The sequence below is a fragment of the Natronorubrum bangense genome, from assembly GCF_004799645.1.
Classification (GTDB): domain Archaea; phylum Halobacteriota; class Halobacteria; order Halobacteriales; family Natrialbaceae; genus Natronorubrum; species Natronorubrum bangense.
In genome coordinates this window covers 1-13,043 of sequence record NZ_CP031308.1, presented here as the reverse complement: position 1 = coordinate 13,043, position 13,043 = coordinate 1, and the positions used below count along the sequence as shown (strand labels likewise).

The 13,043-nt window shown below is 54.8% G+C and carries 14 protein-coding genes, 1 tRNA gene and 1 pseudogene; 7 read left to right on the top strand and 9 right to left on the bottom strand.

From position 1 onward, the window contains the following. The first annotated feature begins 215 nt into the window (after positions 1–215). The gene (locus DV706_RS20340) at positions 216–689 is read left to right on the top strand and encodes a nucleotidyltransferase domain-containing protein (RefSeq protein WP_006065491.1); all 474 of its coding nucleotides are present in this window, start codon (positions 216–218) and stop codon (positions 687–689) included. 272 nt (positions 690–961) lie between these two features. On the opposite strand, the gene DV706_RS20335 is transcribed toward DV706_RS20340, so the two are convergent. Both DV706_RS20335 and DV706_RS20330 read right to left on the bottom strand, forming a co-directional pair. Further along, the gene (locus DV706_RS20335; RefSeq protein ID WP_136351014.1) at positions 962–1,456 is read right to left on the bottom strand and encodes a hypothetical protein; all 495 of its coding nucleotides are present in this window, start codon (positions 1,454–1,456) and stop codon (positions 962–964) included. Positions 1,457–1,793: 337 nt separating this feature from the next. Next, positions 1,794–2,642: a hypothetical protein gene (locus DV706_RS20330; RefSeq protein ID WP_006065490.1), complete on the bottom strand. Its 849-nt coding sequence runs from the start codon at positions 2,640–2,642 to the stop codon at positions 1,794–1,796. Positions 2,643–3,269: 627 nt separating this feature from the next. Here DV706_RS20330 and DV706_RS20325 point away from each other — a divergent pair. From DV706_RS20325 to DV706_RS20315, 3 genes are all read left to right on the top strand, one after another. After that, positions 3,270–4,247 (top strand): ComEC/Rec2 family competence protein, encoded by a 978-nt coding sequence (locus DV706_RS20325; RefSeq protein WP_006065950.1) that lies wholly within the window; start codon positions 3,270–3,272, stop codon positions 4,245–4,247. Next, entirely contained in the window at positions 4,247–4,522 is a 276-nt protein-coding gene (locus DV706_RS20320) for a DUF3006 domain-containing protein (RefSeq protein WP_006065949.1), read from the top strand. The genes DV706_RS20325 and DV706_RS20320 overlap by 1 nt, the downstream gene beginning before the upstream one ends. A gap of 207 nt (positions 4,523–4,729) precedes the next feature. Beyond that, positions 4,730–5,974, top strand: a complete 1,245-nt coding sequence (locus DV706_RS20315; protein WP_006065948.1) for an RNA-guided endonuclease InsQ/TnpB family protein — start codon at positions 4,730–4,732, stop codon at positions 5,972–5,974. A gap of 131 nt (positions 5,975–6,105) precedes the next feature. On the opposite strand, the gene DV706_RS22170 is transcribed toward DV706_RS20315, so the two are convergent. Together DV706_RS22170 and DV706_RS20305 are read right to left on the bottom strand one after the other, a co-directional pair. Continuing rightward, positions 6,106–6,549 (bottom strand): hypothetical protein, encoded by a 444-nt coding sequence (locus tag DV706_RS22170; RefSeq protein WP_206537762.1) that lies wholly within the window; start codon positions 6,547–6,549, stop codon positions 6,106–6,108. A 7-nt stretch (positions 6,550–6,556) separates the two neighbouring features. Further along, entirely contained in the window at positions 6,557–7,111 is a 555-nt protein-coding gene (locus DV706_RS20305) for a DUF7342 family protein (RefSeq protein ID WP_136351013.1), read from the bottom strand. Positions 7,112–7,478: 367 nt separating this feature from the next. On the opposite strand from DV706_RS20305, the gene DV706_RS20300 reads away from it, so the two are divergent. Then, on the top strand, positions 7,479–8,309 hold the full coding sequence (locus DV706_RS20300) for an IS5 family transposase (protein ID WP_136351012.1): 831 nt from the start codon (positions 7,479–7,481) through the stop codon (positions 8,307–8,309). Positions 8,310–8,778: 469 nt separating this feature from the next. Here DV706_RS20300 and DV706_RS21890 read toward each other — a convergent pair whose 3' ends face one another. Continuing rightward, positions 8,779–8,949: a hypothetical protein gene (locus DV706_RS21890; protein ID WP_006065944.1), complete on the bottom strand. Its 171-nt coding sequence runs from the start codon at positions 8,947–8,949 to the stop codon at positions 8,779–8,781. 467 nt (positions 8,950–9,416) lie between these two features. Further along, positions 9,417–9,860 carry a hypothetical protein gene (locus DV706_RS20290; RefSeq protein ID WP_006065943.1) on the bottom strand — a complete coding sequence of 148 codons (444 nt, stop codon included), beginning with the start codon at positions 9,858–9,860 and terminating at the stop codon, positions 9,417–9,419. Positions 9,861–10,510: 650 nt separating this feature from the next. On the opposite strand from DV706_RS20290, the pseudogene DV706_RS20285 reads away from it, so the two are divergent. Then, positions 10,511–10,804: pseudogene (locus DV706_RS20285) on the top strand (nicotinate phosphoribosyltransferase); the annotation flags it as partial. A 169-nt stretch (positions 10,805–10,973) separates the two neighbouring features. On the opposite strand, the gene DV706_RS20280 reads toward DV706_RS20285, so the two are convergent. Further along, the gene (locus DV706_RS20280; protein WP_006065941.1) at positions 10,974–11,291 is read right to left on the bottom strand and encodes an RPA12/RPB9/RPC11 RNA polymerase family protein; all 318 of its coding nucleotides are present in this window, start codon (positions 11,289–11,291) and stop codon (positions 10,974–10,976) included. 65 nt (positions 11,292–11,356) lie between these two features. Here DV706_RS20280 and DV706_RS21365 point away from each other — a divergent pair. Continuing rightward, positions 11,357–11,431, top strand: a tRNA-Met gene (locus DV706_RS21365). A gap of 93 nt (positions 11,432–11,524) precedes the next feature. Here DV706_RS21365 and DV706_RS20275 read toward each other — a convergent pair. Next, complete coding sequence (locus tag DV706_RS20275) at positions 11,525–12,181, bottom strand: DUF7504 family protein (protein ID WP_006065940.1); 657 nt, start codon at positions 12,179–12,181, stop codon at positions 11,525–11,527. Positions 12,182–12,220: 39 nt separating this feature from the next. Next, positions 12,221–12,418, bottom strand: a complete 198-nt coding sequence (locus DV706_RS20270) for a hypothetical protein (protein WP_136351009.1) — start codon at positions 12,416–12,418, stop codon at positions 12,221–12,223. Between the last annotated feature and the right edge of the window lie 625 nt (positions 12,419–13,043).

Sequence of the window (13,043 nt, the reverse complement as noted above, 5' to 3'; positions counted from 1 at the left end):
AAAGTTGCACGATAGTTATTCAGTATATTCTAATAACTCATGGGATACCCTTTCTACGGTGCCGTCAGCCTCTGTATCTTGCACACACTTTCTGCCAGCTTCAGGACACGCTGAGCGAGCCGTGAGAGATACACAGCGTGTACCGGTCACAGAGTGAAGATCGGTCGGTATCGAGAACACACTTATTGTGATATGCTGATTGCAGTAGAACGAAGATGCCCCCGATTGAGAAACAGTACCTCAACGCACTCGAAACGCTCTCGGCGACACTTGATGGCCGCTTGGATGTGTGGGCACTTACCGGCAGTACCAGTTTCGTGCTACAAGGAGTCCCGTTGACACCGAACGATATTGATGTTCAGACGACTGAAGACGGTGCCTATGCGATTGAAAAACTGTTCGCGGAGGAGATCGTCGAGCCAATATCTTTCTCAGAGACGGAGACGATTTGTTCTCACTTTGGTGCATTTGAACTCGACGACGTTCGTGTGGAAGTCATGGGGGCGATCCAAAAGCGCCAGAGCGATGGAACTTGGGAGCCTCCGGTCGATATATCCGAGCATCGTAGATTTGTCGACCTCGATGACATTCGAATCCCCGTTCTTTCACTTCAATATGAAGCTGAAGCCTACGAGGCGTTAGGACGGTCGGAACGGGCCAATCTCCTCTCAGAATACATCGAGGAGTAATTCGCGTAGTATACACCTGCTCAAATACCGGTTGTCTGTTGAATACGTCCTCTGAGTCGGTCACGTCGTTTCTGACAGGAATCGGATTGTTCGTTCAGTGTCTGCTGAACTCATAGCGCGAATGTGGCATGAGGTGAGAGCCGATCTGTAATGGGTAGCGATCGGTCAGTGCAGGGGACACACATATTATATCACCGAATGCGACGAATGATGGGTTATTATGTGATATGTTTCCGAAATTCCCAAACCAAAACATAAGAGTGATATATCAATCAAAGTGGACATACTTCGGCGATTACGGCTACTATTCCCTCGGTCTCGGTGGTTAGGTAAACGCCGCTAGGGTAATCGAGGTTGTTGTAACTAGGGAGAGAGTCAAGTGCTTCTACCGCTTCTTCATACTCTTCAGTTGAGTCTGGGCTGGCATGGATTTGTTCATACTCACCGCTTCGCATTTTTGCTGTTCCTTCATACTCATCTGGATTACCCGCCTTCTCGAAAACGCGGTTTATGATAGCGACGTCCTCCAACTTTTCTTCTTCAACATGCACTATTGAGGCGTCTTCCGGTGGTTCTTCCACTAACTTCGCGTGAAAAGAGCAAGAAGACTCGTCACGTGTCGGAGTCGAACCTTCCCAATTCTCTTCAGTCGAATCACTTGCTTTGTCCCCGTTTTCAGAGGATATTTCGTCAGTATTGGAGAGACAACCAACTACTGAAGATGAGAGAATAACTCCACTTGTACCAAGGAACGCGCGTCGGTTCATGTTCAGGATTCTAGAGAACACACCTAAATACTTTCTTCACGGTCAAACCGCTATTTGTCCTAACCAGTCTGCTCAGTTCGCAGGTTCTATACCGGGTAGTTCAAACTCAATTGGGAGAAATAAAGCGAACGTCCTGCTGCATCCATTCTCTGTATGCAGCAGTCAGTACCTATCATCTTCTGAGGGACTCAATGAACTCAGCTGATGTGATTTTAGACATATTTGCGAAAGCCCGGCAGCGAAACGGCCATAGGCCGTGAGCAGCCCGGAACGTGGAGGTGGGTGGGGAGGTGGGTAGTGGGTAACCGGGCACCAGCAAAAAAGAAAGTTCGTTCGGCTACTCCCACCAGCGGCCGCGCTCTGGGAAGACGATTTCCGACCAGTGAGTCAGAGCGATTGAACACCGCCCATTGTACCAGTTCTTTGCCGCCGCCCTGAACCGTACTCGCTCACCCTCACGAACCATCGTCTGATTGCTCTTCGCCCAGATCGTGAACTTCGTTCGACCAGTTTCGTCCTCGAGCAACCCAACCTGTTGGATACTCGGACTCGAGGGCTCCCACAGTTCGAGCACACGACCTTCAACACTGACCTCGCCTCGCCTGATTTCCTCGAGGTCCCCAATCGGCACGATCGTCCCTGCCTCGTGTTGCATCTCTTCTTTCGTATCCATCACTGCCTCGAACATATCCGCGCCCTTGAGCACCCGACTGGCAATCCGCTTCGCGATGACCGCTCGTGTGTACCCACCGGTGACGTTCTCTGACAACCGCTGTGCCTGCCGATTGATCTGGCCCAACTTCGCTCGTCCAAGTTTCTCTCGAGGATCGACTTCCTTGACTGGCCCCCGATCACGATACCTCTGTTCAACCACCGCTCTCGTTCGCTCCGCTCGTCCCTCCTGTCGACCGAACGCCGCCTGTACACTGATTCGCTCGAGTTCTTCCTCTCTGGCCTGAATGCGCTCTTCCTGGGCCAAGGTCACGCCGTAGATCCGATCCCCGCTTGTATCGACGATCCCGTCTGGGTGGTTTGCATCGACCTTCGCCTGAATCTCCATCTCCACCGTGACCCGGAACTCCGGAGTCTCGTCGACGACGTCCTCGTGCCCCTCTGGAACTGCTTCCTGCTCATATGCTTGTTCATCGACCGAAACAACCTTGCTAACCGACTTCTTAGTAGACATTGGATTCTAAGTCCAAAGGCGCTCACTCGGCGTCTTTCCGACACCACGACTCTCCAGCCCTGGCTCTCTCGCTGTCCAACTCATCCATCACACGCGTCTCGCTCGCGCCTTCGTAAGCGCCCGTCAGGGCGCGAGCGAGACGCACTGGTATTCGACCCAACCAGTAGCGCGCGGCGCTTCAACCGGAGCGAGCGGCCAGTTTTAAGCCGTTTTCGCGTCTGAGCGCGAGCGATGACCGAAAGCGCGCTTAATACTGGCATCCGAAGAGCGAGAGTGAGTGGAGATTAGAAGCGTCGAGCGGGACGTGCCGTCTCTGAGGAAGGAACAACCTCCCTCGACAGCCAGCTCATTGGTCCACGTGGGTGGGATCGAAAGGGGCTGACGCGTTGAGCGAACGCTTGCGTTCGCGATGCTCGGAAGGCGCGAAGCGTCTTCCGTTGCTCGAGGAACCCCGGCGACCCAAGACCACAGCCTGTGAGGCGCGCAGCGAGGCGCGGGACTCGAGCGCGTCAGGGGCTTTCAGCGTCTAGATATCTGCTTTGCCTCATGGAATTCTGAACGATCATGTAGTGATAACCGATCACAAAGGTAGTGAAACGCCTTCTCTTGATAGTCCTTGTCGCGGCAATGCTCGTTCTTGCGGGCTGTGTTGATGGAACTGGGGTAGGGACTGATGAGCCGACAGTAGAAACAGATGATAGTCTCGAAAATGTCGATCCGAACGGCGCTGAAGACGATACAGAAGCCAATGAGGACGAAACCGATCCAGAGGAGACCGATGAGAGCGAAGCCGATGAACCCAACTCAGGTGATGGTCCTGATGTCGATGGCGAACTCGAGATTCATCACATCGACGTCGGCCAGGCCGACGCCACGCTCCTGATCGAACCCTCCGGTGAGACGATGCTAATCGACTCCGGCGACTGGCGTCAAGGAGGCACTGGCGTGATCGAGTACCTCAAGGACCAGGACATCGATCGCATCGACCATCTCGTCGCAACACACGGGCATGCTGACCACATCGGCGGCCACGACGTCGAACTTCTGATCGTCGAAGACGGCGATCACCTCGAGTTCGGCGACGCGACTGTCGATGTCCTCAACCCGCCTGAAGGAGGGTCGGGCTCAGACCTTCACTACAACAGTGTGTCACTCTCCATCGAGTTCGGTGAATTCTCCTATCTCATCACCGGCAATGCGGAAGCCGACGCTGAGCAGCGGATGGTCGACGAACACGGAGAGCGACTCGAGGCAGATGCCTACCAGGCAGGCCACCACGGTTCGACGACGTCCTCGACAACGCCGTTCATGGACCAGGTGACACCGGACGTGGCGATTATCTCGAGTGCGTACGATTCCCAGTACGGCCATCCACACGACGAGGTTCTCGAGGACTTCGCTAATCGAGGAATCGAGACCTACTGGACCGCCGTTCACGGCGATGTCATCCTCACGACTGACGGGAGCGATGTCGAACTCGAGACGGAACACGAATTCTCGACTGATGCTTCGGATCTCCTCCAGGAGAAACCAGCTGACGATGACGACACCCAAGCGTCGCTCACCCACTCGGTTGACGTGCCTGCAGCACCACTAGTCGGCTAATGGCTGAAACCTACACCGCGACACTCGATCGGATCGTCGACGGACAGACAGCGGTGCTCTTGCTCGAAGAGGACGACGAGACCGTCGACCAACTCGATGTCGACGTAACGATGCTACCACCAGCGGCTCAACACGAAGGGGCAGTTCTCGAAATCGCCGTTGAAGCGAACGAACTCCGCGAAGTCGAATATCTCCCTGAAGTCACACAGTCTCGCAAGGAGTCTGCACAGGAGCGCCTCGATCGTCTCTCGACGAGGTTGTCGGACCGAGAGTAACCAAGTTCAGCAAAATTCGAGGTGGAGCCTCCGACCTCAAGGAGCGAGCGAGTAGGTCGGAGAGGACAGCGAGGGATCGAAGATCCCTCGAGCCGTGCGAACGGGCCTACGGCCCGTGAGCAGAAACCGACTAAGGACGACGCAACCGCACGACAGTAGCTACCCGACTCCCGAGAGTATAAGAACCGTCAAGTAGTAATCTGAAATATGGAGGTGCGTCGAACTGCGCCGGTCAAACTCGTCGTGCCCGATGAGCGAAGCGACGACCTCCACGAATCCGCGCGACAGTTTCTTCACTGTGCGAATCGTGCTGCCGAGTTCTGTTGGGACGACCGTTCCTACACGAACTGCGTTACCGCGAACACGACCGCACGGGACGCACTCTACGCGGAGCTGCGGGAAGAAACTGAGCTCACTGCGAACCTCGTTCAAGAGGCCATCCGACGTGCCGTCCAGGCGACGAAAGGCGTCGTTGAACGGTGGAAACAGGGCAAGCGCGTGAGCCAACCGGAGTTCACCTCGTGGAGCATGGTCTACGACAAGCGAAGCGCAACGTTCTATCGCGACCGCGTATCCCTCTCAACTGTCAACGGGCGCGTTGAGTGCGAGTTTGAACTCCCGGCGGATAGCCCGACGCCCTACGAGCAGTACGTTCTCTCGGAGGACTACGAGTTCCGGGCGAGTACACTCCAATATGACAAGGCGACCGACGAGTTCTACTTCCACATTACAACCCGGAAGTACGATTCGGACGATGACGAGGTTTCGGAAGATACTGAGCACCAAACAGTCCTCGGTATCGACCTCGGCGTTAACAGCCTCGCAGTGGCTTCGACCGGCACGTTCTGGCGAGGTGACGAGTATGACCACTGGTGCCGTGAGTTCGAGAAGCGGCGTGGTGAGATGCAACAGCGCGGCACGCAAGCCGCGCACAACGCCCTGCTTCGCCTCGGCAAGCGCGAAGAAGCATGGCGGAAACAGTACATCCACACGGTTGCCAACGAGATCGTTTCGGAAGCCGTCGAGAACGGATGTGGCGTGATTGTGTTCGAGGATCTAACGGACATCCGCAAGCGGCTTCCGCAGGCGAAGTGGCACCACATCTGGGCGTTCCGACGCCTCGTCGAGTACGTCGGGTACAAAGCGGTCGAACAGGGCGTCGCCGTGGAGCAAGTCGCGCCGAAGCACACGTCCCAACGCTGTTCTCGGACGGACTGTGGGTTCACGCATGAGAACAACCGCCACGGAAAACACTTCGAGTGCCAGAAGTGCGGCTACGAGGTGAACGCGGACTACAATGCAGCGAAGAATATCGGGCTACGCTACGCCCGGAAGCGAAAACACAGACTCCGTTCTTCGCCCACGTCGGGGAGCGGAGACGCACCAGTAGACGTGCGTATAACTGGTGGGATGTTGAACGGCGAGAGTTACCAGCCTATTGCTGGCGACTGATTGCCGGGAGTCCACATCAAAGCCCCATCTGCGAACGGGCCTGCCCGTTCGCATGGTCCGTGGGACCGTCGGTCCCACGCTACCCTCAAGGACTGAGGCGCGTATGCGCCGAAGGAGTAGGGTGGGGTAGTTTACTCCGTGATTGTCTCTTCAAGCTTTGCAGGGAGTCGCTGTAGGCAGGTCTCCAAGAAACTCAGTGGCGCTTCCGCCTCGAGGTGTCCAGGTTCGTGGAATAGTTCCTCATCAGTCTCGATCTGGAAGTGAGTTGTCCCAAGGTCTTCGTGGTCGTCATCTTTGTGCCATCCCAGACTGACTGCATCGTCGGCCCACTGCACACGCTGGACATCAGTTCCAGCACGGGGACGCCAGGCAACCTCAAAGGTAGCCTGCTTTCGTGGGAATCCTTTCCCTAAGAACATCTCAGTATCAACGTCGGCAACAATAGATCGAGGACGGAGACGTGATGGTCGGTACTGGACGTTGGAGAAACCAGGTTCTTTCTCGAGGCGTTCTTTGATCCGACGAAGTCCTTCGCGCCGAGTGAATCCTCGGCCACCAGCAAGAAACAGTACCATCTGTTTGTTAGCCTTCTTGCGGGAGCGTCCCTGTGCCAATCTCTCCGATACGCGGATCTGCGTCAAGCTTCGTCAGTGAACTCTGCAGGCTGATGGCAAGCTGAAGCGCTTCCCGTACCTGGATGTTGTACTCCCATTCCTCGATCGTCTCGAGGCGCTCACGTCGATCGCTGGACGACAGATCCTCACCTCCAATACTCCGGCGAAGTTCTTCGAGTGACTCGACATCGTACGCTGCTTTCCACGAGTCAATTTCGTCACCGATTGCACGCAATTCGTTGGTGAGTTCGTCTACAGACTGTTCTTCAGCGAGGGTGCGGACTTCGCGCAAGAATTGCGTGACGTCGTCTGGCTTGTAGCACGTGCCGTCAGCTGTTTCGACGACCTCGAGGTCGCCCTGATCGGCCATGCGATCGAGATATTTGGCAGCCGTATCCCTCGAGACGTCTGCCTCTTCAGCAATCCAGCCAGCATTTTGTGGCGTCGTTCGAGTCAACGCAACATGCCTGACGCGGTCAGCAGCGTCCATCTCCGGTGGCCACGCACGTGATTGATCGCTCATTGGTCCCTGTAGAGTCGCCTCGGACTAATAGTTTGGTATACTTACGAATTGTTTCGTGTCTCTCGCTAAGGAAGTTGTCTGATCGGTTTGAGCACGAAACGGTCACATCGACACGTTGCATCGAGATCCGGATCTGATGTCTCTGGACGTGATCGTGACAACCTGTTCACGAGCTCTGTTCGGAGTTCCTCCCGAACGAGTGTCTCGGTATGCCAACCAACTCGAGCATCGTAGTGACGCTTCGAGAAGGCCTCTCCTCGAGAGTTCTCTGCGGTATACTGTGTGCATTTGGCTGTGTTGAATCACTAGACGGCGGCGGAATGGTTCGCTAAATCAAAGGAGTTGAAGCGGGAGAGTCGAGTTGTCCATGACCCAAATCTCCCGCTTCATTGGGGAAGTTGTGCCGGTCGCTCAAAGAGTCACTGGTGACGGAGACGAATCCGCCGCCCCGGAAGGTGGCGGCGGATTCGCCGACTATGCCCTCGTTTCCCTGCATTGTCTGCGGATTTACCTCGATACGTCCTACCGAATGACGATTGACTTACTCAAGGAGATGCCACAAATAACCGGGGAGATCGGCCTCAACGCGGCCGATCTCCCCTCACCATCCACGTTGTGTAAGGCGTTCGACCGGATCAGTATGAGCGTCTGTCGAGTGTTGCTGCGCCAGTCGGCGCAGCTACACGATCCATCCGAACACGCTGCTATCGACGCAACATTCTACGAACGTGATCGTGCAAGCCGCCACTACTGCCACCGAACGAATTACCGGGTTCAAACGCTCAAAGTCACAAAACTCGTCGATACAGCAACGCAAGCCGTTCTTGATCTTCACTGTTCGACGACGTTAGAAGGCAGTGACGCTGATCTCTGTGAGCAGATCGCCCGCCGAAATGCGGGCGATCTGCAGTCACTGGCCGCCGATAAGGGCTATGACAAGCAGCAACTCCGCGAGCGGCTCCGTGAACTCGACATTCGACCGCTGATCAAACACCGGATCTTCGCTCCGTATGATCACGCACACAACGCCCGAATTGACGAAGATCGGTACGCTCAGCGGTCAATGACCGAAACTGTCAATTCCACCGTCAAGCGCTCGCTCGGCTATGCCGTGCGAGCGCGTACCTGGTATCGAGAGTTCCGTGAAATTGCTCTGATGTGTGTCGTCTACAACATCAAACGTGCCGTCAAACAATGAAATCCACCGCCTTACGGCGATTCAACAAAGCCGTGCATTTGGTGCCCCAGAGATGTGACGACCGGTACTCGGCAGCAAGGCTATCATGCGTGAGTTCGATCAGAACCCACTCCACATACGAGACGATTGAGACTCTGCTACGATCGTTTGGAACAGAGAGGTGTCGACGAGTCTCCCGTGACGTGGCCGTTATCTCTCGAGGCGTCTTGCAGCCGACTCCCAGTTTCGGTGTTGGTGGCTCAGAACTCATAGTCAGTGAGGGGAGTCTATGTTCCCCTCACCCCTTCGGGGATGAGAAACCGTTCTGGTAAGTAGCGAAATTGCTCGAGGAGTTCAGAAGCGGGACGTATGAGAGAGTGAATCGGTTGTATTCGGTAGAAAATTCTGATTCTGTCCAGTTTGGGGGAATTGTTCACTGGATAGTAAAACAGCTGTCGATAGCTAAGGAGGCGCTGAGAACCCTGTTGAGTCACTCGTCTTCGAGCGCTGCGTAGATGTCTGCGTGGCGGCGTCCGTCAAGCTTCCCCATCTCGAGGGCAATTTCGTGACGTTCGTCGTCGCTCTCGGCCGCCTGATACCGCTCGTACAGTCGGCGGATTTCTTCGTCGACCGTCGCCGAGGAGTCGTTGTCGGACGTCACTTGTGTGTCGCTTCCGATGCCAGTGGTATGAGGGTTTTGCCGCTAGGCATCTTCAAGTAATGAGCGTGCCCGCGGACGTAGCTGTTCGCGTTCCAACTTCGAGCGATGCTGATGTCCTCGAGGACGGTGAGTGCCTCAGCAGGCGTCAATTGGCCTGTTCGGACAAATACCGACAGCAGCGTCGGCGTCGTCACGATTAGCTCGCCTGGCAATGACAATCGGTGTCGTCGGACCACGAGTCTGGGGATTGTCCCGTAGACGCGTTGTTCGACATCGTCACCGCGAAACGCGTCCTCGAACGAGGGATATCATCTAGGGACTCGCTGTTGGACATGCTCGTTCTTGTGTGGCTGTCGGTGTCGGTCTTGCTTCGAGGAATCGTTCCCACCGTAGTCTGGAATGCCTCTATCATCAATTAGACTTAACCAACAACAGGCGTGATAATTGGGTTTGTGTTGGTTAAGAATCTACTTTTGAACTCGAAGTTCCCGAACTGGTTTCACCTGGAATCTATCTTGAGCGGTGACGACGTCATTCTGACCTACCTCATCGACCAGTGACGACCGCTGTGAGAGGCGATTGACCAGCTCGTCGCGAACTGCTTTGCGGCTAACTGTTGCTTCGTGCCAACCGAGTCGTTCGTCGAGATACCGCTTCTTGAATTCCTCACCGACGTCGTCGACGGCGATGAACTGTGTTCGCTTCACTCCTGCAACACTAGTCGAGACGAACTCGGCTCCGACGTCTTCGTGGGTGAGTTCGACGAGTGCACACTCGACAAATGAGACGATGGCAGTCGGACTTCTGGTATGTGGGAGCGTCAGCTCGAGATCTGCCCACGGTTCTTCGCTCGGTTGTTTAGTTTGCTCGCCAGTTGGTCGTGATCGCTGTTGCTCGTGTTCTGAAGACATGGTTGTTGAGTGGGTGTGATAGCCCCTCGCTCCTCTCGGGGCGACAAACTCCACCGCAAATCGCATCATTATCCGATGAGTGGTATCTGATATATCTTCAATAGACTCATGTCGTCTGATGGCCCCTCGGCTAGAGAGAGCCAGCGGCGTTTGCACTGTTGTACCCTAGCTTTCCTTTGGATAATTATCGAGGTTCAGAGGATCCGAATACCGGCTTAGATTGGACGAGAGATCTGTCGGGCAGTTCTCAAGCGTTAATGAAGGCCTCGACGGACTTCAAGACACGGTCATCTGGGTTAGTTGTGCTTGACGAGGGGGTGAGACCCTCTAATTCGAGAGAATCGGCGTCATACGCTAGGTTGAACTCATCAACAGCGAATTACAGCAGTTGACGGTGGTCTATTGCGACTCGTGGCAGATTCACCCCATTCGGTCGAAAACAGATAGTACAAGGCCTGAGAAATGCATGACGAGGATTCTGACCTCTTCGAACCGTATCTCTCGTAAATATATAATAATTGTGGCAAATATCCCATGGATGACGAAGGGTGACGATTAATTGATCAGTCTAAAGAATAAACAGCGCGAGTTCCCAGCCCAACCGTGGGCGGGGGTGAAGCGCGTCACTCCGGCGCGTGTTCCGTCTCTTCAGTAACGCAGATCCGATCGATTTCGCGCTGGATATCGTGGAAATGGGAGAGAACGCGATCGCAAAGCGCGGGAAGCTTCCCGGTGTGATGGACATCTACAGGACGCCTGATGGCGAACACTGCGTAACGCTTACTGATCACGAGCCACCTGCTGACCGTAAACCGCTATTAGAGCCGCTGATCCGCGACGGCGAGATTGTACGAGACTTCGATCTCGAGGACGCTGCAACGCGTGCGAACACCGACGCCGAAACTGTTGGCTTTGTTCACCCCTCCGAGAAACCGACTCGGTAACAAAATCTTGGTTTCTGTCGGCTCAAAACTGCACAATCACCCCTCAGTCTATTCGTTTTCAGTTTAGAGCAGAACCCGCGGACAGCCGTTGTTTATCGGCGTTCATTTTTGGAAGGAATGAGGAGGGGAGTCTGTACGTATTTTAGGAGAGGGTTCACGAGATGCGCCGTCAGGACTCGCGCCACTTGTGGCCACACTCGACGCAGGTGAACAGCCGAACCTCGTAGGAACCGCCCGGCTTCGGCATCATCTTGTCGTAGGCCCGGTCGCTGTCGCAGTCGTCCGCTGGACAGGGCTCTTGCATCGTCTCAATGGAGCCTTGGGTCGCGTCGGCCACAGCGGGTGCCCCGTTGTCCCGCTGCCCCTCCCGGGTGGCCATCGCCGCTTCTGCTTGCGAGTCCCGTGACTCTTCGTTCTCACAAGAGCGACACACCCACGTGTCGCCCTCTGTGTGCATCATCGAACCACACCCGTCGCAGAATTGCATTGCAAATGAATTCACGCACGTGACAAATATAGGTTTTTGATTCAACTACGTTCAGAAATATACGTAGCGGGATGGGATAGCCAGGGGATTCCTGCGGGCTCATAACCCTCAGACCGGTAATTTAAATCTTCCTCCCGCTATCATTGACGAATTTTGCTCCGCGAATCTACCTACGTGACACTACGCAGTCAGTGTCGCAGTTCGAACACTGGATTACGAATGAATAATAGCCGCTATAGATTTCGCACCCGTCGATAGTTGAGTTGAAGGTCATCAGTTGTCGTTTGCTCGATCCACACGATTCCATCGACGAGTTTCTTCAGCGCTGTCATCGTGGCTTTGCCGTGCTCAGTATACTCGACGCTGAATACGGTGAGAGACGAATTGGATCGTTGGTGTTCGATTATACGTTCGAGGATACTTCTGACACCGTCAAGGCTCGATTCGGCGAGTATCGGAGTGAGCGATCGAAGAACCACGTGCGTCTTTGAACACGAGGAAGATAGCGATTCTTCGAGTTCCTCCACAGCGATGGAGATCTGTGCGAGGTCTCCCGGACGGGGAAGAAAAATGGTGGGATTCTCCTGATAGAGTGCATCGAGGCGTTCCTCGCCTGTCGTATCGACGACTCCAAGTCGGGACTCCCCTGACTGGACGATCAATTCCTGTTGTCGAATCGTTTCTTCGGCACTAACCGACGACGTTACGATAATCCGACAATCCGCACTGTTTGCGTATCGGTTCGTAATGCGTAATGGCAGTGCTAGCTCCGTGAGTGGCGTTGGTTTTGCGATACATAGCGTCGCTCCATCCGGAACTGTTTCGGGAAGTTCATCACAGTCAATGGATACATCATCTGTCGTCCAGTCATCTACTTTAGAGTGATTCATATTTGGTTACGTATGTATTCTCGTGCGGTGCCGGCTCGTTCACGACTCCCAGGACGTATGCCCTCGAAGGGTAGCAAGTGTACCTTCGGGATAATGGCGCTCACCACAGGTTCGGCATTCGGCGACGAGAAGGGGCATCTCAGTTTCGACCTGCAACCCCAGTTCGTGGGATTCGATCGTTGCTTCTCGAAGATCACCGCCACATGCCGAACAGGGGAGGTCGAATTCCGATGTCATAATTTCACCTCTCCGGTCTCATACCCTCGTGACCCGACCGAAGCGCGTTCACTGTCCAAAACGCGGTGCAATCGGATCGATCACCGCCGGCGAATAGCGTCGTGGATGGCGCAACGAAGGAAATGAGACCGCAGCCGAAGTTACCTACATCTTTCGCACTCATTCGTAAATACGTTTCCCTGCTCGGAGTTCCGGAGGACTGGTACCGAAAGGGCTGTGAAATCGCCGAACGGCACTACTGAATCGTTTCCGATACAGTTTGGCGTACGTCATCGACAGCCGTCTTTGGATCGAATTCTCCGCGAGTTACGGATACTAAGCTGATTTCCTCTTCAGAAATGGGTATCCAGATCTGAACGAACCCCTGTGCCCCTGAAAGAAACTCGACTCGTGATACCGGCTTCTGCCAGAGTTCGGCTTCAGTTCCGGTGTATCCCGAGTGGATTCCGTCGGGTATTTCACGTGTCGTTTCCAGTCGAAAGTGGTCGTCTCGTTCGAGAACCGCACTTACGTTTCCTTGTATCAGGTGTCGCTCTGCCTCTTCGCGTAGTTCCGTTCGAAGCGTCCGCGTCGCATTTAGGACGAACGTTTCGAGGTCTCTCGCTGGGAACGAGTTTGGCGACAT

Bases quoted from the DNA above. Each gene is read 5' to 3' on its own strand.
- DV706_RS20275 (WP_006065940.1), bottom strand. From the start codon at position 12,181: ATGAATCACTCTAAAGTAGATGACTGGACGACAGATGATGTATCCATT.
- DV706_RS20290 (WP_006065943.1), bottom strand. From the start codon at position 9,860: ATGTCTTCAGAACACGAGCAACAGCGATCACGACCAACTGGCGAGCAA.
- DV706_RS20300 (WP_136351012.1), top strand. From the start codon at position 7,479: ATGACCCAAATCTCCCGCTTCATTGGGGAAGTTGTGCCGGTCGCTCAA.
- DV706_RS20335 (WP_136351014.1), bottom strand. From the start codon at position 1,456: ATGAACCGACGCGCGTTCCTTGGTACAAGTGGAGTTATTCTCTCATCT.
- DV706_RS22170 (WP_206537762.1), bottom strand. From the start codon at position 6,549: ATGGTACTGTTTCTTGCTGGTGGCCGAGGATTCACTCGGCGCGAAGGA.
- DV706_RS20330 (WP_006065490.1), bottom strand. From the start codon at position 2,642: ATGTCTACTAAGAAGTCGGTTAGCAAGGTTGTTTCGGTCGATGAACAA.
- DV706_RS20270 (WP_136351009.1), bottom strand. From the start codon at position 12,418: ATGACATCGGAATTCGACCTCCCCTGTTCGGCATGTGGCGGTGATCTT.
- DV706_RS20320 (WP_006065949.1), top strand. From the start codon at position 4,247: ATGGCTGAAACCTACACCGCGACACTCGATCGGATCGTCGACGGACAG.
- DV706_RS20325 (WP_006065950.1), top strand. From the start codon at position 3,270: ATGCTCGTTCTTGCGGGCTGTGTTGATGGAACTGGGGTAGGGACTGAT.
- DV706_RS20340 (WP_006065491.1), top strand. From the start codon at position 216: ATGCCCCCGATTGAGAAACAGTACCTCAACGCACTCGAAACGCTCTCG.
- DV706_RS20315 (WP_006065948.1), top strand. From the start codon at position 4,730: ATGGAGGTGCGTCGAACTGCGCCGGTCAAACTCGTCGTGCCCGATGAG.
- DV706_RS20305 (WP_136351013.1), bottom strand. From the start codon at position 7,111: ATGAGCGATCAATCACGTGCGTGGCCACCGGAGATGGACGCTGCTGAC.
- DV706_RS20280 (WP_006065941.1), bottom strand. From the start codon at position 11,291: ATGCAATTCTGCGACGGGTGTGGTTCGATGATGCACACAGAGGGCGAC.